Consider the following 18537-nt stretch of genomic DNA (forward strand, 5'->3'; position numbering starts at 1 on the left):
GTGCGAAAGCACCCGCTTTTTTTTGTTTTAGTCACGTGATAATTGCATTTTCCAGATTATCGCCACTATTCATTAGCAGAATGAAAGATTAGGGTAAGCGCAACAAACGGCGTCACGCCGTAAAATCAGCATTCTGACTCTATTTGTCGCTTTTATTAGCGTCCTGTTTATCAATCCTTGTTACCTGCGGGTAATCAGTTCCGACCAGCGGAAACGGGCAGCTTCAGCTGTCCCACTACCATGTCGTCAGACTAAACGATCGGTTTATCCGATCGTTTTTGTCTGCGTTTCTGTTCTGAACTGAGGTTACCTATGTCATCACGCGATACGCTTCGTACCATCCGGCTCGAATCCATTTTCCAGACGGCGGTGAGCGATTTTGCCGTCGCCGATAGCGCTGTGCCCGCCATTGCGCCAGCCGCTACGCAAAGTCTGAGCCTTCCTTTCGCCACGCCGGGCCAGAGCCTGCCGATCACCACGCTCTCCACCGAGTCACTGCATAGCAGCCCGCTCAACGACAGCACACTGGCTGTCAGTGCGGTCAAAAGTTCGCCGCCCGCTATGCTGCGACCCTATGAACCGATCGCCAGTGATGGCGTGATCGCTGGCTGGGAAGCGCAAAAGCCGGTGCATCTGCGCGGCCGTGCGGAAGGAGAAGCGGGCTCCACCGTCACGCTGACCTTCAACGATCAAAGCTGGCACAGCACCGTCAATAAGTGGGGCTACTGGAACGCCTCAATGCCGGCTGATACGCTGAAAGGCGTAGCGGATGGCAATCACACGCTGACGCTGACCATTACCGATAAAGCAGGGCAAAGCACGGCAACCACCGTAGATTTTGGTCTCTATACCGACCGCACGATTAAACCTACCCTGACCGTGGACACGGTCAGTGGTGACAACGCGGTGAGTATTGCTGAGAGCATTTATGGCGTCGAGATTAGCGGCAGCGCAACGCACTTGCCGGTGGGGTCGGTGCTGAAACTGACGCTGGGTACGCAAACCACCACCGCCAGCATGGGAAATGACGGTAAGTGGTATGGCACATTTCATGAAAGCGATATGCAGGCGCTGAAAGACGGGGTCTACAGCCTGAAAGTCACGGCGACCGATCCCAATGGAAAAACCGCCACCGAATATCACGATCTGACGCTGATCACCCATCTGAGTAGCCTGCCAAAAATTACCTTTGATAAGGTCACTGCGGACGATGTGATAAACCTGGCAGAAAGCCAGCAGGATCTGCTACTGAGCGGCACGCTCTCCACCGTCATGCCGGGCCATCGCCTGGTGATCACGGGTGCCAACCAGAAAGATTATGCCGCCACCATAGGCGATGATGGACACTGGCAGGTGGTGATCCCGGCAGCGGATGTGCACGCCTTTATCAACGTTGGGGAAATCCGCGCCTGGTCGATCGACGGGGCCAAAAACTACATCGACGTCACGCATGAGCTGAATATCCACACCGGTTTTATTCCGATCTACACCGAAATGGATATCGGCGGTGACATGACGCTTAACTATCAGGAGGCGCAGCACGATCTGAGCTTCTACGTTGAAGGCGCCAACACCCTGGAGATCAACGGTAAAACCTACCAGCCCGATGCCAAAGGTATGGTAACACTGACCTCCAGCGAGCTGCTGGCACTGCCGGATGGCCCGGTCGCCGCCACCTTTCACCGCTGGGATGAATATGGCAACAGCGACACCCAGACCAGCGATAAACTCTTTACCGTAGCCGTGCACCAGCGGCCAACGCTGACCCTGGACACGGCTTTTGGTGATAACAAAATTGATGCTGCCGATGTCAACAGCTGGCATCTGATTCAGGGCAGCTCCAGTCATCTGCAACCGGGCAGCCTGGTGGAATTAACGCTGGGCGATCAGCACTACAGCGCCAGTGTAAAAGCCGATGGCGGCTGGGCGCTGACCATTCTGGCCGGGCAGCTGGCACCGCTGGACGATGGTGAGTACCAGATGACAGTCAGCGGCAAAGACAGCGCCGGTAATCTGGCCAGTGCCAGCCAGACGGTGCAGGTGGCATCACATACCGAAAGTGCCAATCCGCTGGAGGGTCAGACGGTGGACCAGCTGCTGGAGACCGTCAGCCTGACCCAGCAGGCGGAGACGGCGCACGTGGCGCAGGCATCTTCTGCCGCCGCCGCACCGCAGGAAAGCCAACTGTTCTCCGATATTCCTTATACGCTCGCCGACCACCTGCTGCAGCATCCTGCGGCACACCCCCTGGTCTGACGCTGACACATTAGTAAACGCACTGCCTTCCGGACAGGTCTGTTAAGCCTGTCTGGATTGGCGCGAGCTCGCTCAGTGGTTGCTTTTCGTTCGTTCAGCAGAAATATTAACGATTTCATCTGTTTTTAGCAGGAATAAGCGCGGGATCTGATCTAATAATGTTAAAGGTCGTTTAGCGTCTCGCTTGCGAACCATAAATAAAATAACGCAGTAAATCTGTCAGACGCTGAGTAGTACCCCTTTTTGCTCGCTTTGTTCACCAGGAAAAACACCATGATGATAAGAACCCCTGTTGGTATGGATAATGAACAAAGCGCGATTAACTTTTTTGTTGTGCGCCCTGAGTGGCGTTGCAGTGCACGCGGCCTTTGCCGCACCGTTACCTAAAGCCGAATTTAACTGGCGCGCCGCGCCCACCGAAGAGCAGATTGCCAGCTTAACGCTGCGCGACGCCATTCTTCGGGCCTTCGCCCGCAATCCGAAAATCTCGGAAGCGGCGGCACAGATCCACATCGGTGAGGGGGATCTTGATGCCGCCCGCAGCGCCTGGTATCCGCAGATCTCACTGCAGGGCGCGGCGGGACGCTCTCATCAGACCGACTCCGCCGGGAGCCTGAACAATAACGGCTCCGGTGGCATCACGCTCAGCCAGCTGCTCTACGACTTTGGCCGCACCGGCAGCGCCATCGATGAGCAGCACGCGCTGTCGGATGCTTATCGTTACAGCCTGTTCGACTCGATGACCACCGTGGCGGAAGATACGCTGCAGGCCTACCTCGAAGTCAAACGTTACCAGGCGCTGGCAGAAACGGCGCATACCAATATTGCCTCGCTGAAGCGCGTGCGGGATATCGCGAAGCTGCGCGCCGATGCCGGCCTCAATTCCCAGTCCGACGTGCTGCAGGCGGAAACACGCATCGCCGCGATGCAGGCTACGCTGGAGCAATATCGTGCACAGCACCGTTCCGCCACCGCGCAACTGACCGTGCTGACCGGCGTGGTCCCCGCTACGCTGCCTGAACTGCCCCAGGCGCTGCTTAAGCAGCAGATCACCCTCGACAAAATCGCCTATGAAAGCAGCGCGGCGGTGCGCAGTGCGCAGTCGAAGCAGGAAGCCGCTCGTGAACGGGTGCGCCAGGCAGAGTCCGGTCACTGGCCGACGATTAAAGTGCAGGCGGGCCGGACCCGCTATGAAAACGATCGTCAATCTTACTGGGATGATGAAGTGCAGCTGCAGGTGGAAGCGCCGCTTTATCAGGGCGGCCTGGTGAATGCGAAAACCCAGTCAGCGGAGGGCGATCGTGAAGCGGCGCAGGCCGCTATTCAGCAGGCTAAGCTCGCCATCAATCAAAACGCCTCTACCGCCTATGCCGACATGATTGGCGCGCAGCAGCGGCAGGCTGCCGGGGAAGTGCAGCTGGCCAGCGCCGACCATACCCGTAATGTCTACGCCGATGAATATCGCCTGAGTAAGCGCAGCCTGAACGATCTGCTTAGCGTGGAACAGGATGTGTTTCAGGCTGACAGCTCACGTATCACCGCGCTTTACGATGGCTGGGACGCCACCGTGCGTTATGCCGCCGCGGTAGACAATCTGCTCGATATCATGGGTATCGATCGCCAGCAAAGCAGCGGCGATCTCCTTCCTTCGCTGCAATAGCGATAAGGCATTAATAATGAGTACATCAACCCTGAATACCGATAACTGGATTGCCGCCATGCTGCGCGTAGCCGCGCGATTCGGTAAACCTGCCGATGGCAAAACCCTGCGTCAGCAGATGCGCTGGTTTGAACATCTGCCGGTGTCACAGCAGCTGGAACGACTCTCCGGCCTGCTGGGACTGCATCTGACCATGGTGCCGCAGAACAAACTGCGCTGGCGTCAGGAGATCACCCCGGTGGTGCTGGTGCTGGAGAATGCCAGCGTGGCGGTGCTGGAGAGCATCGATTCAGACAACAGCGCGCGCTACTGGCTCAGTGAGGGCGGCGATGTGGTGCGTGAAAGCGCGTTATCAGAACTGCTGGCACGCGCCCAGGGCGATGTCGGCGTGATTGGCGTAGCGGCGCGTGGCCGTGATGCGCGCATCGACGAATTCGTTCAGCCTTATGAACCACACTGGTTCTGGAAAAATTTTCGCGGTATGGGCCGCCGTATCACGGAAATTTCGCTGGCCTCGGTGATCAGTAATGTGCTGGCACTGGCCGGTATTCTCTTTTCGATGCAGGTCTACGATCGGGTCATCCCGGCCCAGTCGCAGTCCACGCTGTGGGTACTGTTTGTCGGCGTGCTGATCGCTGCGGCCATTGAGTATCTGATCCGGCTGATGCGGACCCAGGTGTCAGACTTAATGGGCAAACGCATCGACCTGAAAGTCTCGGCCATGCTGTTTGCCCGGGCGATGAGCATACGTAATGAGGCGCGTCCGAAATCGACCGGTTCGTTTATCTCGCAGCTGCGTGAGATCGACCAGGTGCGTGAGCTGCTCACCTCGACCACGGTAGGCGCAGCGGCCGATCTGCCGTTTGTTATCCTGTTCCTGTTTATTATGTCGTTTGTTGGCGGCTGGCTGGTGCTGATTCCGCTGGCAGCGATCCCGCTGATCGTCATTCCCGGTCTGCTGGTGCAGATCCCGATGGCGCGGCTGGCCAAAGAGGGGCTGCGCGAGGGCGCGCTGCGCAATGCGGTGCTGGTAGAGACCATTGAAGGGATTGAGGATATCAAGGCGCTGCAGGCGGAACCCTATTTTCAGCGTCAGTGGGAGCAGACGCACGAAGTCAGCGCCTCAATCAGTAACCAGCAGCGGTTGTGGGGCGCGCGTCTCACCGGCTGGGCCTCGACTGTGCAGCAGCTCACCTATGCGGGCATGCTGGTATTTGGTGTCTATCTGGTGCTCGATTCGCAAATCACTACCGGTACGCTGGTTGCCTGCAGCCTGCTCTCATCACGCACCATCGCCCCGCTGATGCAGCTGACCATGGTTTTCTCGCGCTGGCAGCACGCCAAAATGGCGATGAAAGGGCTGGATGAGTTGCTGAAAAAGCCGCTTGATCAACCTGAAGCGACGACGCTGGCACACTGCCCGACGCTCACCGGCCAGTACGATCTGCGCAATGTGCACTACAGCTATGACGAAGAGAATGAAAAGAATGTGCTCAACGTTCAGCAGCTGCAGATTAAGCCCGGCGAGAAGATTGCCATACTGGGCAAAGTCGGAGCAGGGAAATCGACGCTGCTGAAGATCCTCGCCGGTCAGGCGCTGGCTACGCAGGGCAAAGTGATTGTCGATGGCGTCGATATTGAGCGTATCGATCCCACCGATTTACGTCGTCAGCTCGGCTGGCTGTCGCACGACTCCCGCCTCTTTTTTGGCACGCTGCGGCAGAATCTGATGCTGGGCAATCCCCATGCCAGCGAACAGGAGATGCTGCAGGCGCTGCGCATCAGCGGCGCGCTGTCGCTGGTCCAGCAGGATGCCGCCAGCCTGGACCGCATTATCAATGAAGGCGGGCGCGGGCTTTCGGGCGGCCAGCGTCAGATGGTGATGCTGAGCCGGTTGATCCTGCGTCAGCCGCAGGTGGTGTTGCTGGATGAACCCACTGCGGCGATGGATGAACAGCTGGAGGAGCATGTGATCCGTCAGCTACAGGGCTGGATCAGCGGCCGGACGCTGGTGCTGGTGACGCACCGTCCGGCGCTGCTGAAGATGGTCGATCGTATAGTGGTGATGGATAACGGCCGGATTGTGGCCGACGGCCCGCGCGACGAGATCCTGCGCCGTGCGACGACACCCGCGTCGGCACCGTCGCCAGGTAAAGGAGACACCGCATGAGCCTGGTTATTGTTGATAAAGATCTTGCCCGTCATGAACGCCGGACATCGGCGATTATCTGGCTCTGCACCGCCGCGCTGGCGATTTTTCTCATCTGGGCGCACTTTGCCATTCTGGATGAGGTCACGGTCGGCACCGGTAAAGTCACCCCTTCCAGCCGCGCGCAGGTGATCGACAGCCTGGATGGCGGCATCGTCAAACAACTTAACGTGCATGAGGGCGACATTGTCGAAAAAGGGCAGGTGCTGGCGACCCTCGATCCGACACGCTTCCAGTCGAACTTCGGCGAGGCGCAGGCCAAAGTGCGCACCCTGCGCGCCTCGTCCGAGCGGCTGGAGGCGGAGCTGTCGGGCACGCCGCTGACATTCAGCGCCGAAACGCTGAAGGAGCCGAACCTGGTGACGCGCGAACGGCAGCTCTACGAGTCGCGACGCCGTAATCTCACCGAAACCATCAGTAATCTGCAGCAGTCGCTGCGACTGGTGCAGGATGAACTGCGCCTGACGGAACCGCTGGTTGCCAAAGGCGCAGCAGGGCAGGTCGAGGTGATTCGACTGCGTCGTCAGGTCAGCGATCTGCGCGGCAAAATCGATGAGGCGCGCAATGACTATCTGGTGCGCGCCCACGAAGAGCAGGTGAAAAACAATGCCGAACTGGATGCGCAACTGCAGGTTGCTGCAGGCAAAGAGGATCAGCTGACGCGTGCCACGCTCTATTCACCGGTGCGCGGCATTGTTAAAGATATTCAGGTCACCACGGTCGGTGGGGTACTGGAGCCTGGCGGCAAACTGATGGAAATCGTCCCGCTGGAGGATCAACTGCTGATTGAGACGCGCATCAATCCACGCGATATCGCTTATATCCGGCCCGGTCTGGCGGCTACCGTCAAAGTGACCGCCTATGACTCCTCTATCTATGGCGATCTGCACGGCGAAGTTGAAACGGTGTCGCCAGATACCCTGCAGGATGAGGTAAAACGTGATCAATATTACTATCGTGTTTATGTTCGTACCCAGAAAGCCGAGCTGACTAACCGTGCCGGACGAAAATTCCCGATCGTGCCCGGTATGGTGGCCAATGTAGAGATTAAAACCGGTCAGAAATCGGTTATGGATTATCTGATTAAGCCCCTGAATAAAGTCAAAGAATCGATGCGCGAGCGCTGAAAATCCGCACCAGCTAAAATATCCGCCTGCTTAATTACGGTGATAAATTAACATGGCGGATATTTGGGCAGTCAGGGCGCAAAGTGTGCGTATTTTAACAATATGTGCGGAAACAGGCCGTAGTTAATTTAACCCTGTTAAGAAAGTTTACGAAAATATAACGGAACGGCAAACAGCAGGCAAAAAAATGCCGGACAACTTGTCCGGCGGGAAATAATAAGTTGTACATCTCATTCGGGGAGAATGAAGGTAATAATGGAATAAATGATGATAGCGGGGTCTATTCTATTACCAGATGCCGTATAAGTTTTATCATTCAGTGCTTCGGAATACTCTGATGTAACCTGTTGATAACATAGCTCTCTGAATCGGTTTATCGATTTGTGCGCCATTTTTTATCGATCCGTGCTGGTTATTAGTTCCCCGTTATTTACATTATGAAATAACTGTTTCGACGTATGAAACACTTTTGGAAATTTAGTAGCATTTTCCTGGTGGATTATTGCCCGTTATAAAACAACAATGGCCTGCCGGCTGAATTTTTAATCATTCAGTTAGCAGTGGCAAATAATAAAGGCACATAACAGAGGGTAATAAAATGAAACGTCGCGTTCTCTCCCTGATGATCCCTGCGTTGCTGGTTGCAGCAGGATCAGCAAACGCAGCTGAAATCTATAACAAAGACGGCAACAAATTAGATCTCTTTGGTAAAGTTGACGGTCTGCACTACTTCTCTGATAACGATGGTTCTGATGGCGATCAGTCTTACGTTCGCTTCGGCTTCAAAGGCGAAACCGAAATCAGCAATGAGCTGACCGGTTACGGCCAGTGGGAATACCAGGCCGCGCTGAACAACGCCGAGTCTGAAGGTACGGCTGACAGCTACACCCGTGTTGGCTTTGCCGGTGTGAAATTTGGTGATGCAGGTTCGTTCGACTACGGTCGTAACTACGGCGTAGCTTACGATATCGGCGCATGGACCGACGTGCTGCCAGAGTTCGGCGGCGACACCTACGGCGCAGATAACTTTATGTATCAGCGCGGTAACGGCATGGCGACCTACCGTAACAATAACTTCTTCGGTCTGGTGGATGGCTGGAACTTTGCAGTCCAGTATCAGGGCAAGAATGGCAACAGCACCGAGTCTCCGAATGGCCGTGACGTACTGGGTCAGAATGGCGACGGCTGGGGTCTGAGCACAACTTATGATCTGGGTTCAGGTTTCGGCATTGGTGCGGCTGCTTTCCAGTCTGACCGTACCAACGACCAGAACAGCGCAACATCAGGCATCCTCGGGAGTGGCGATAAAGCGGAAGTCTATACTGGCGGTCTGAAATATGACGCGAACAACGTCTATCTGGCGGCTATGTACTCACGCTCGTACAATGCGACCCGCTTCGGCGACAGCACCAACGACTCTTCAGCTTATGGCTATGCGGATAAAGCGGACAACTGGGAACTGGTTGCGCAGTATCAGTTCGACTTTGGCCTGCGTCCATCCCTGGCGTACGTCACCTCACGCGGCACCGATGTTCAGAACTGGGGTAAACAGAATCTGAAAAAATATATCGACGTTGGCGCGACCTACTACTTCAACAAAAACATGTCCACCTATGTTGATTACCAGATCAACCTGCTGGACGACAACGCTTTCACCGACGCAGCCGGTATCAATACCGACGACGTGGTGGCACTGGGTCTGGTTTACCAGTTCTGAGTTGTACGGGAGCGCAGTTACCGCTGCGCTCCTGCGTCACCTTTCGGGCTGAGCGCTTCAGCCTTTCGCCACTTGGTGGCTTCCGGCGCGGTTGTCACTGACGACACCACGCTGCCGAATCGCGCGCCTTCAAATGCCACGCCTGCCAGGGTGAAGGCTGAAAAGCTCAGCCAGTGATGCCATGCTGACTGCCACTTCTGTGAATTTTTCATTCTGCACCTCTCAGAGATAAACACTGTTTCAACAGTGCAGAATTCATGCCAGCTTTACCGCTCTCACAGCCACAGACCTCGCGCGCACTTTGGTACACTTGCCGCGCGCGTCAGGGCGATCTTGCCCCAATCAGGTGCAGTGAAGCCTGTTATTGGCGCGGGCGTGAGGGTGTCATGTGACGATGACGACGCTGATGCAAGACTTTATAGCTACTGAAGATAAACAGCCCCAGGGCAATGACGAGAATCAGATAGATCATCTGCCGCTCCTTACTTTGATTAACGTTAGTCGCCTGATAAAAGGCGGATACAGGGTAGATGACCGGTGAATACTGATAGGTTTCAGAGAAATATTCAACTCTCTTTAAGCGTCTTTACCCGAAGTTTATGCTTTGTAGCAGAGCTGAATAAAGTGTTACAAGTGAGGAAAGATGCGTTCTCAGATTAATCTGCTGTTTATAGCGATGTTAGCGTTGGTGTTAACGGCCTGTGATAAGCCAGCGACCACATCCGCGCTGGTGCTGGAAGGAAAAACCATGGGAACCGTCTGGCGGGTAAGCCTGGCCGGTGTGGCGAGTGAGCGCAGAGCGGAACTGCAACAGCGGATTCAGCAGCAGCTGGATGCGGACGATGCGGAACTCTCTACCTGGAAGCCAGACTCCGCCTTATCGCGCTTTAACCAAAGCCGTGACCTGTCACCGCAGCCGGTGAGTGAAAACATGGCAGATATTGTCACGACCTCACTGCGGATTGGCCGTAAAACCGGCGGGGCGATGGATATTACCATCGGGCCACTGGTCAACTTATGGGGCTTTGGCCCGACGAAGCAGCCCGGCCATACGCCGGATGCGGCACAAATCGCCGCCGCCCGGGCGCAGACCGGATTGCTGCATCTGCGGGTGGTGCAGGGCGCAGACGGACAGTGGCTGCAGAAAGATCTGCCAGGTCTCTATGTCGATCTCTCGACGGTGGGCGAGGGCTTCGCCACCGATCATCTGGCGCGACTGATGGAGCAGCTCGGCATCAATAACTATCTGGTGTCTGTGGGCGGCGCCGTGCTGAGCCGTGGCCTTAATGCGCAGCAGCAGCCGTGGCGGGTGGCGATTCAGAAACCGACCGATCGTGAGAATGCGGTTCAGGCGCGCGTTAATCTGCAGGGACACGGCATCAGTACCTCCGGCAGCTATCGCAACTATTATGAACTGGACGGCAAACGCATTTCTCATGTTATCGATCCCGTTACCGGACGGCCAATTGAGCATAAACTGGTTTCCGCCACGGTGATCGCCACCACGGCGCTGGAAGCCGATGGCTGGGATACCGGACTGATGGTACTTGGCACGGAAAAAGCCCAGGCGCTGGCGATCGAACAGCATCTGGCGGTCTATCTGATCAGCAAGCAGGGCGATAAATTTGTCAGCTGGATGTCGCCGCAGTTCGCTGCTTTCCTGATCCCCGCTGAATCCGGAGAACCCTGATGTTAGATCTGTTTAGTGAAGAACAACCCTGGCAGGAGACGCTGGCTGAGGGCGCGGTGATCCTGCGGCGTCGCGCACGTGAGGATGCAGAGGCGCTTTATCAGCAAATAATGGCAATTGCGGAGCAGAATCCGTTTGCCCATCGCATTACGCCCGGTGGCCATCGCATGTCGGTGGCGATGACCAACTGTGGCGATTTCGGCTGGTCGGTGGATTCTCGCGGCTACCAGTATCAGCAGCAGGACAACCTGAACGGGCGTAAATGGCCGGCTATGCCGCCGCTGTTTCGTACTCTGGCGCAGCAGGCGGCGTCTGAGGCGGGGTTCCCTGGCTTTAATCCGGATGCCTGCCTGCTTAATCGCTATGAGCCGGGCGCGAAGCTGACGCTGCATCAGGATAAAGATGAGAAAGATCTGCGTCAGCCTATCGTTTCGGTGTCGCTGGGTTTACCGGCGGTCTTTCAGTTTGGCGGTTTCGAACGGGGTGATAGTACCCAGCGTGTGCTGCTGGAGCATGGCGACATTGTGGTGTGGGGCGGGCCGTCGCGCCTGCGTTACCACGGCATCCTGCCACTTAAGCCAGGCGTTCATCCGCTGGTGGGTGCCTGGCGTTATAACCTGACGTTTCGACGCGCTTTCTGACCCACCACGCCGGTTACGGCGTGGTACGAATAACTATTGCTATCATTTTGCATCCCATTACACTGCAGGCTGTTTTTTGACTGCTGGATTGCCTGCATGACGTTGCTAAGCGTTGTTTTTCGCCAGTTCCGCTGGCCTTTTATCGGGGTGATTGCGCTCACGTTGTTAAGCGCCGTGCTGGGTATCGGCATGATCGCCTTTATCAATCGCGAAATGATTGTCGCCATCAACACCTCATTTGCGGTACTGCCGCAGTTTCTGTTGCAGCTGGTGGTGCTGATGGCGGTGACACTGGCCTCGCAGCTGGCGCTGACCATGCTTGGCCATCAGTTTGTCTGGCGACTGCGCGGCGAATTTATCAAGCGTATCCTCGATACCCGCATTGAACGCATCGAGCAACTCGGTAGTGCGCAACTGCTGGCGGGACTGACCAGCGACGTGCGGGCCATTACTCTGGCCTTTGTACGCCTGCCGGAGCTCTTTCAGGGCGTGATTATTACGCTTGGCTCAGCGATCTATCTCGCGTGGCTGTCGCCTAAAATGCTGCTGGTAACCAGTGTCTGGCTGGGTGTCACGCTGGTTGGCGGCTGGCTGCTGGTCTCGCGGGTTTACCAGCACATGGCAAAGCTGCGGGAAATCGAAGATAACCTCTATCGCGATTATCAGACGGTGATTGAAGGGCGCAAAGAGCTACAGCTTAACCGCTCACGCGCTCAGCAGGTCTACGACACGGTTTATCAGGAAGATGCCCGCGCCTGGCGACACCACATTGTCCGCGCCGATACTTACCATCTCAGTGCGGTCAACTGGTCAAATATCATGACGTTAGGCGCTATCGGTATGGTCTTTTTTATGGCCAACAGCCTGGGCTGGGCCAATACCGCCGTCGCCGCTACCTTTTCCCTGACGCTGCTGTTTTTACGCACGCCGCTGCTCTCCGCGGTGGGCGCGTTACCGACGTTGCTCAGTGCCCAGGTCGCATTCCGTAAGCTCAATGCCTTTGACCTCGCTCCTTATCAGTCAGGATTCCACTCCGCCTCCACGTCCTCAGACTGGCAAACGCTGGAGTTGCGCGACGTCTCTTTTCACTATGGTGATAACGGCTTCCAGGTCGGGCCGGTTAACCTGACGCTGCGCCGGGGCGAACTGGTCTTTCTGATTGGCGGCAACGGCAGCGGGAAATCGACGCTGGCGATGCTGCTGACCGGTCTTTATCAGCCTCAGTCCGGCACGCTGCTGCTGGATGGCAAGCCGATAACGGCGGATGAGCTTGATGTGTGGCGCAGTCAGTTCTCGGCGGTCTTTACCGACTTACACCTGTTTGACCGGTTAATGGGACGGGAAGGGGTTGCAGCCAACCCGGCGCTGGTTCAGCTCTGGCTGGAGAGACTGAAGATGCAGGATAAGCTGAAGATTGAAGGCAACAAAGTGCTGAATCTGCAGCTTTCTAAAGGACAGAGTAAGCGACTGGCACTGCTGCTGGCGGTGGCAGAAGAGCGCGATGTGCTGCTACTGGATGAGTGGGCGGCGGATCAGGATCCCCATTTTCGCCGTATCTTCTACCGCGAGCTGCTGCCGTGGCTACAGCAGGCGGGTAAAACGGTGTTTGCCATCAGCCATGACGATCACTACTTCATTCATGCCGATCGGCTGCTGGAGATGCGTGAAGGCAAGTTGACGGAGCTGACCGGTAATGAGCGCGATCTTGCCACGCTCGACTCGGTAAAACGCACCGACACCGGGCTTTAACGGCAGCTGGCAAAGCTTAGCAAAAAAGCGTAGTGGCGTGCTTCGCCTGAACCAGGCTACGTTAGCGATCAGCAGAAACTCCGGTTTCTGCCATTCTGAACCTTTTCTTTCGTCTGTGTTACCCCCGGCTAAACCGCAAAGTTTTAACGCGTATTGTTTAGCCGGTTTTTTAAAGCCGATGTGTGATTAGCGTGATTACCTGAGTCTCCCGCCACACAAAGCTCGCCTCCAGTAACGTCCCCATCGCAAAACATCCGCTGAAGTCCTGAGTCAGTCGCAACGTCGCGCGCTGCTGTGAGAAATCTACCGACGCCAGTTCCGCATCCGGAAAGTCCATCGGCTGAAGCAGTTGCGGCCACATGGCTTTGTAAACGCTCTCTTTGAGGGAGAAGAGCAGGGTAGCGGCAGCGCGAAAAGAGACGGGCAGCGTCCGTAACAGGTGCTGTTCCTGCTCGTTCATCAGCAACTCAGCCGTTTCATGCGCCGTCGTCTCCGACATGAACTGCTCGACATCCACCCCAACAGCGCAGGGCTGACGGGTTGCCGCTACCACAACGATGCCTGCACTGTGCGACAGTGACGCCTGAATGCCAGCGGGCCAGCAGGGGGATCGATCGGCTGCATTGGTCAGAATGAAATCAGCAATACCCAGTTCTGCCATCACTGACCGGACCAGCAGACGGCTGGCGAGGTATTCAGCACGCCGTTTACTGACAGCCTGCTGCAGTCGGGCGGGCAGCGGAATATCCCATTCGACAGCCAGCCCGTCATGATACTTTTGCGGATCGAAGTGACTCACCGCCAGCAAAGGATCGCTGCGGTTAAGGTGCCGGGAAAGGATAAAGCCGCCTGCAACAGGCGGCAGCGGCAGGTCGGGATAGCGCATGCGGGACCATCATCAAAACCAAAAAGGCATTAAATCAGGCGCGATGGATCAGGGCAAGCAGCCCGCCGGAATCAGTCGTTGGGAGGAATGGCAAAACTCTTCAGAGAAACAACGAAATGGTGGTGACCCCTGCTGATGCGTGCACCTCGGTCGCACCAGTGGCTTGCCAGACGAAAGAAATCGTCGCTGCCAATGTCATACGCCAGTTCCACTTTGCTAATGCCTGAATGCAGCAACGCTTCTGCATCTTTCAGGCTTTTCGCTTTGATCGCCATAAAAATTATCCGTCAATTTCTGGAGATTTCAGGGTAGGCATTTTCTGTGACATTTTTGTTTCAGTTTGATGAATAAGCGCAGCCGGTAGCCGATTTTGTGAAGCAGATCAGATTATAATGCAACTGTTAACCTGCTGATTGTAAGAGGAATGTTAACTGCCATACGGGACTATTCTGAATGTTAAACGGAGAGGTAAGCTTACATAGAAAGGCCGCGTCAGACGCGGCCCCGTGGGTTACTTCTGGTCTGGCGGGGAAGGTTGCTTATCGCCTGACTCGGGTGCTTCTGTTGGATCGTCTTTTTCAATATATGTCATGAACTCTCCTCTTGTTACCCACACGCAGTTAAGTATAGAACGGATTGCGGGAGGTGCGAGGAAAGTGAAGGTTTGATGACAGAAACGAAAAAAGCAGCCTTTAGGGCTGCTTTTCAGGGAATTTGGTCGGCACGAGAGGATTTGAACCTCCGACCCCGGACACCCCATGACCGTGCGCTACCAGGCTGCGCTACGTGCCGAACACTGGAGGATTAGTCTACTGGTTATCACCATTAATGCAAGATACCTGCCGGCTATTTGCCTGATTATTAATCAGTTAGCGATAAACCGCTTCTCTTCAGTTAATACCTGCAACAGCAGCGCCAGTTCTGGCTTGTGATCTTTCAGGGCGTTGCCCTGCGCATCATAAGCGCGATAGCTGCCGTTGTTGTTGAGTACCAGCGTCACCTGCGGCGTGGTAATCACCAGCTTATTCTCTTCGCTGCTGACGACCCAGTCATGGCGACGGCGCGCAGCAAACAGATCTTCACCCTGAGAGTAGTTCACTGGATTGGTCCGCACATGCAGCAGTCGCTGCATCAGCGTCGACATCACATCCTGATGATCAGAAAGGCGATCAACGGTCTGCGCGGGCGTATCAGGCCAGTGAATCACTAACGGCACCTGCAGAGTCTGGCGGTTTCCAGCGCTGTCAGGATTGCCATCCAGTGCCAGTCCACGCTGCGCCGTAATCACCACCACCGTGTTCTTCAGTAAATCACGCGCCTGCAGGCTGCTGAGCACCGCGTGGATCTGCTCATCAACGGCAGGAGCCTGGCGCAGATAGCTGCGCTGACGCGCTTTTGCACTGTCGCCGGTGACGTCCGGGCCGTTCAGGGCAATCCATGAGAACCACGGCGCCTGTGAACCGTTCTGTTTCTCCAGCCAGTTCTGCCATTGCGCCACAGTACTGGCGTTGGGCTGGCTGGTGGTTGCAGGCAGTGAATAATCAGTCAGCAACGCCTGCCGGTAGAGCGGCGGATTAAAGCCTTCCGAGGAGAAGAGGCCAAACTGGTAACCCTGGGTGCTAAGCGCGCCCAGCAGCGCCGACGGCGTTCGGGATGCCAGAATACCGTTCATGTAGCTGGATGAGATCCCATAGAACAGGCCAAACAACCCTTTCTCCGGCGTATCACCCGCGCTGTAGTGCTGGGTAAAACGCACGTTCTCGCTGGCGAACTGATTAAGCTCCGGCAGCGCTTTGGCCAGCGTGGCGTTGTTCAGACCATCGACCGTCAGCACCAGCAGGTTGTTGCGTGTGCCGGCATCACGGAAAGTAATCTCGCTCAGCGGATATTCCACCGCCACTGCTTCCGGATCACCCTGCTGAATCAGCCGACGCTGATACTCCTGCGCATCCAGCAGACCATGACGCTCAAGGAAGCGGCGGGCGGTCATCGGGTAGGAGAGCGGCAGGTTGGCACGCTGCATCGTAATCGGACGATAGAAATTCGCATCGGCCCAGATATACATCAGGTGGCTGGCAAAGAAGGCGCTGATAAACAGGGCGGCGACAGGCTTGCCAAATGAACGGCGATTCAGGCTGCGAAGCTTCTGCCAGCTCCAGGTCGCAAACAGCATCTCAACCAGGAAAATCAGCGGCACGCTGATAAACATCAGCTGCCAGTCGCGCGCCATCTCGCTCTGATCAGGGTTAATGACCAGCTCCCACACCACCGGATTCAGGTGCAGGTGGAAGCGGCTGAACACTGCACTGTCGACCATCACCAGCGTCAGCCCGGCGGTAGCGACCACCGCGGACAACACCCGCATCAGCCGTTGCGACATCACCACAAAGGTCAGCGGGAAGATAATCAGCAGATAGGCGGCAAAAACAACAAAACTGAAGTGGCCAACCCAGCTGGTATAGGCGTAGATGCGCCCCGCCAGCGAAGAAGGCCAGTCGGCGACCAACAGGTAGCGACTGCCTAAAATCAGCGCGAATAAGATGTTAAACAGAGCAAACCAGTGACCCCAACTGATCATCTGGGAAACTTTTTCGCGGTAGCGCTGCCGGTTGGTTACCATATTATGAAGTCAAATCAGCCAATTAATGGGCGTTATCGTCACGCACAGACGCCTGAAGGGCATCGGCGAAAGATCGTGCCAGTGAACGACGTTGCGCCGGAGCGACATCGCTGTTAATTAAGTTGGTCACCATATTTCCCAGAACCATCAGGGAGAGATCGGTGGGGGCTTTGTCCTTGTGCAGGATTTGGGCCATTTCCGCGAGGAGTTGTTCCACGCGTTCGTCACTGTAACGGGATGATTGTGCCATATCGTCGTCTAAGCTCATTTCAAAAGGCGATATATTACCGGAACAGCGCACTTTTTACCGCAATTTTATCGAAAGCCGCGCGTTCGCTATACGCATGGAGTTGAAAGCCGATGCTGGCGGTGTTTGAATACGCGCCTGTGCTAAAAGGAGAGTCTACCATGAGTCTGGATATCGACCAGATTGCCCTGCATCAGTTAATTAAACGCGATGAAAACCAGCTTGAACTGGCGCTGCGCGATTCGCTGCTGCCTGCCACCAACACGGTCAACGCGATGGTGGAGGAGTTACACCGGGTTTATAGCGCAAAAAGCAAAGCCTATGGCCTGTTCAATGCAGAGAGTGAACTGGCAGAAGCGCTGCGTAATTGTCGTAAGGGCAACGATGATTTTCTCGCTTTTAGCCGTGCCGCGACCGGTCGTCTGCGCGATGAGCTTGCAAAATACCCCTTCGCTGAAGGCGGCGTGGTGTTGTTTATTCACTACCGCTATCTGGCGGTGGAATACCTGCTGATTGCGGTGCTGAACAGCCAGTCCAGCATGCGCGTCAACGAGCAGATGGATATCAGCAGCACCCACTATCTTGACATCAATCATGCCGACATCGTGGCACGCATCGATTTAACCGAGTGGGAAACTAACCCGGAATCGACCCGTTATCTGACCTTCCTGCGTGGCCGCGTCGGACGTAAAGTGGCTGACTTCTTTATGGACTTCCTGGGTGCCGAAGTGGGATTAGACACCAAGGCGCAGAACCGCGGTCTGTTGCAGGCGGTAGATGACTACTGCAACGAATCGGAACTGGATAAGCAGGAGCGGCAGAACTATCGCCAGCAGGTCTACAGCTACTGCAACGAGCAGTTGCAGGCGGGCGAGGAGATTGCGCTGGAAGAGTTATCGAGCGAACTGCCACCGCTGGGTGAAAAAACGTTCCAGGCTTTTACCCAGGAGCAGGGGTATGAACTGGAAGAGAGCTTCCCGGCGGATCGCAGCACTCTGCGCCAGCTGACGAAGTTTGCCGGAAGCGGCGGGGGACTGACCCTGAACTTCGATGCGATGTTGCTGGGCGAACGCATTTTCTGGGATCCGGCAACGGACACCCTGACGATTAAGGGCACACCACCCAATCTGCGCGATCAGCTGCAGCGCCGTACCAGCAGCAAATAAAAAAGCCGGGCTTAGCCCGGCTTTCATTCCCTGCGCGCGGCGATCATTTCACCGGGCAGCGCCAAAAGAAAAGGGCCGGTTTCGCAACCGGCCCTTCTGCTTTCAACGAAGTTCGCGATTAAGCGCGAACGAAGTCGATGTGAAACAGTTTTGGCTTGAACGGGTGACGCTGAACAGCCTGAACTTTCACTTTAGTTTCTTTACCGTCAACTGACAGGGTCAGCACTTCGTCGTAGAAACCTGGCTTAGATTGCAGGTTCATTACGGAGTCGTGATCCAGGTCGATGGCAACAGCCGCTTCAGAACCACCGTAGATGATGGCCGGGAAACGGTTTGCTGTACGCAGGCGGCGGCTCGCACCCTTACCCTGCTCTTTACGTTCTACTGCATTGATAGTGAGCATTAATATATCTCTTTATTTAATTCCTGCTACAGGCGACCCAGTAACAGGCTGGTTATTCAATACCGCTGATGCACATGCAAAAGCGGGCGGCAGTATAGCCGTTATGCCGGGTGGTAGCAAACGATATACCCGCCAGCCGGGCTCGGCATCCGGTTAGCCGGACCCG

At 55.8% G+C, this 18537-nt stretch carries 16 protein-coding genes and 1 tRNA gene; 9 read left to right on the plus strand and 8 right to left on the minus strand.

The window, feature by feature from the left end:
• The first annotated feature begins 312 nt into the window (after positions 1–312).
• The 5 genes from ACK13D_RS12795 (at position 313) to ompC (ending at position 8969) form a co-directional block, all read left to right on the plus strand.
• The gene (locus tag ACK13D_RS12795; RefSeq protein WP_320513286.1) at positions 313–2256 is read left to right on the plus strand and encodes an Ig-like domain-containing protein; all 1944 of its coding nucleotides are present in this window, start codon (positions 313–315) and stop codon (positions 2254–2256) included.
• Positions 2257–2560: 304 nt separating this feature from the next.
• Positions 2561–3916 (plus strand): TolC family outer membrane protein, encoded by a 1356-nt coding sequence (locus ACK13D_RS12800; protein WP_010248373.1) that lies wholly within the window; start codon positions 2561–2563, stop codon positions 3914–3916.
• Positions 3917–3932: 16 nt separating this feature from the next.
• Positions 3933–6086 carry a type I secretion system permease/ATPase gene (locus ACK13D_RS12805; protein WP_010248371.1) on the plus strand — a complete coding sequence of 718 codons (2154 nt, stop codon included), beginning with the start codon at positions 3933–3935 and terminating at the stop codon, positions 6084–6086.
• Positions 6083–7252 carry an HlyD family efflux transporter periplasmic adaptor subunit gene (locus tag ACK13D_RS12810; RefSeq protein WP_010248368.1) on the plus strand — a complete coding sequence of 390 codons (1170 nt, stop codon included), beginning with the start codon at positions 6083–6085 and terminating at the stop codon, positions 7250–7252. The genes ACK13D_RS12805 and ACK13D_RS12810 overlap by 4 nt, the downstream gene beginning before the upstream one ends.
• 598 nt (positions 7253–7850) lie before the next feature.
• Complete coding sequence (ompC, locus tag ACK13D_RS12815) at positions 7851–8969, plus strand: porin OmpC (protein WP_010248366.1); 1119 nt, start codon at positions 7851–7853, stop codon at positions 8967–8969.
• Between the two features lie 17 nt (positions 8970–8986).
• Here the strand turns inward: ompC and ACK13D_RS12820 are convergent, their stop codons facing one another.
• Both ACK13D_RS12820 and ACK13D_RS12825 read right to left on the minus strand, forming a co-directional pair.
• Complete coding sequence (locus ACK13D_RS12820; protein WP_010248364.1) at positions 8987–9181, minus strand: hypothetical protein; 195 nt, start codon at positions 9179–9181, stop codon at positions 8987–8989.
• A gap of 149 nt (positions 9182–9330) precedes the next feature.
• Complete coding sequence (locus tag ACK13D_RS12825; protein WP_010248361.1) at positions 9331–9441, minus strand: hypothetical protein; 111 nt, start codon at positions 9439–9441, stop codon at positions 9331–9333.
• A 171-nt stretch (positions 9442–9612) separates the two neighbouring features.
• On the opposite strand from ACK13D_RS12825, the gene apbE reads away from it, so the two are divergent.
• The 3 genes from apbE (at position 9613) to ACK13D_RS12840 (ending at position 13049) form a co-directional block, all read left to right on the plus strand.
• Complete coding sequence (gene apbE, locus ACK13D_RS12830; protein ID WP_418796531.1) at positions 9613–10659, plus strand: FAD:protein FMN transferase ApbE; 1047 nt, start codon at positions 9613–9615, stop codon at positions 10657–10659.
• Entirely contained in the window at positions 10659–11300 is a 642-nt protein-coding gene (gene alkB, locus ACK13D_RS12835; RefSeq protein WP_033767444.1) for a DNA oxidative demethylase AlkB, read from the plus strand. Before apbE ends, alkB begins: the two co-directional genes overlap by 1 nt.
• Before the next feature lie 96 nt (positions 11301–11396).
• The gene (locus ACK13D_RS12840; RefSeq protein WP_010248354.1) at positions 11397–13049 is read left to right on the plus strand and encodes a multidrug ABC transporter permease/ATP-binding protein; all 1653 of its coding nucleotides are present in this window, start codon (positions 11397–11399) and stop codon (positions 13047–13049) included.
• Between the two features lie 169 nt (positions 13050–13218).
• On the opposite strand, the gene ACK13D_RS12845 is transcribed toward ACK13D_RS12840, so the two are convergent.
• The 5 genes from ACK13D_RS12845 to ACK13D_RS12865 all read right to left on the minus strand — a co-directional run bounded on the left by ACK13D_RS12845 (position 13219) and on the right by ACK13D_RS12865 (position 16805).
• The gene (locus ACK13D_RS12845) at positions 13219–13935 is read right to left on the minus strand and encodes a 4'-phosphopantetheinyl transferase family protein (RefSeq protein WP_418796534.1); all 717 of its coding nucleotides are present in this window, start codon (positions 13933–13935) and stop codon (positions 13219–13221) included.
• A gap of 71 nt (positions 13936–14006) precedes the next feature.
• On the minus strand, positions 14007–14210 hold the full coding sequence (locus tag ACK13D_RS12850) for a hypothetical protein (RefSeq protein ID WP_003854174.1): 204 nt from the start codon (positions 14208–14210) through the stop codon (positions 14007–14009).
• A gap of 440 nt (positions 14211–14650) precedes the next feature.
• Positions 14651–14727 (minus strand) — tRNA-Pro (locus tag ACK13D_RS12855).
• 73 nt (positions 14728–14800) lie between these two features.
• The gene (gene yejM, locus ACK13D_RS12860; protein WP_022625056.1) at positions 14801–16555 is read right to left on the minus strand and encodes an LPS biosynthesis-modulating metalloenzyme YejM; all 1755 of its coding nucleotides are present in this window, start codon (positions 16553–16555) and stop codon (positions 14801–14803) included.
• A 22-nt stretch (positions 16556–16577) separates the two neighbouring features.
• Complete coding sequence (locus ACK13D_RS12865; RefSeq protein WP_010248348.1) at positions 16578–16805, minus strand: YejL family protein; 228 nt, start codon at positions 16803–16805, stop codon at positions 16578–16580.
• Positions 16806–16963: 158 nt separating this feature from the next.
• Here ACK13D_RS12865 and yejK point away from each other — a divergent pair, with 158 nt between their 5' ends.
• On the plus strand, positions 16964–17968 hold the full coding sequence (gene yejK, locus ACK13D_RS12870) for a nucleoid-associated protein YejK (RefSeq protein WP_010248346.1): 1005 nt from the start codon (positions 16964–16966) through the stop codon (positions 17966–17968).
• Between the two features lie 118 nt (positions 17969–18086).
• On the opposite strand, the gene rplY is transcribed toward yejK, so the two are convergent.
• Positions 18087–18371 carry a 50S ribosomal protein L25 gene (gene rplY, locus ACK13D_RS12875; RefSeq protein WP_003854168.1) on the minus strand — a complete coding sequence of 95 codons (285 nt, stop codon included), beginning with the start codon at positions 18369–18371 and terminating at the stop codon, positions 18087–18089.
• Positions 18372–18537 lie beyond the last annotated feature (166 nt).

Source organism: Pantoea sp. K16 (genome assembly GCF_048452805.1).
Classification (GTDB): domain Bacteria; phylum Pseudomonadota; class Gammaproteobacteria; order Enterobacterales; family Enterobacteriaceae; genus Pantoea; species Pantoea agglomerans.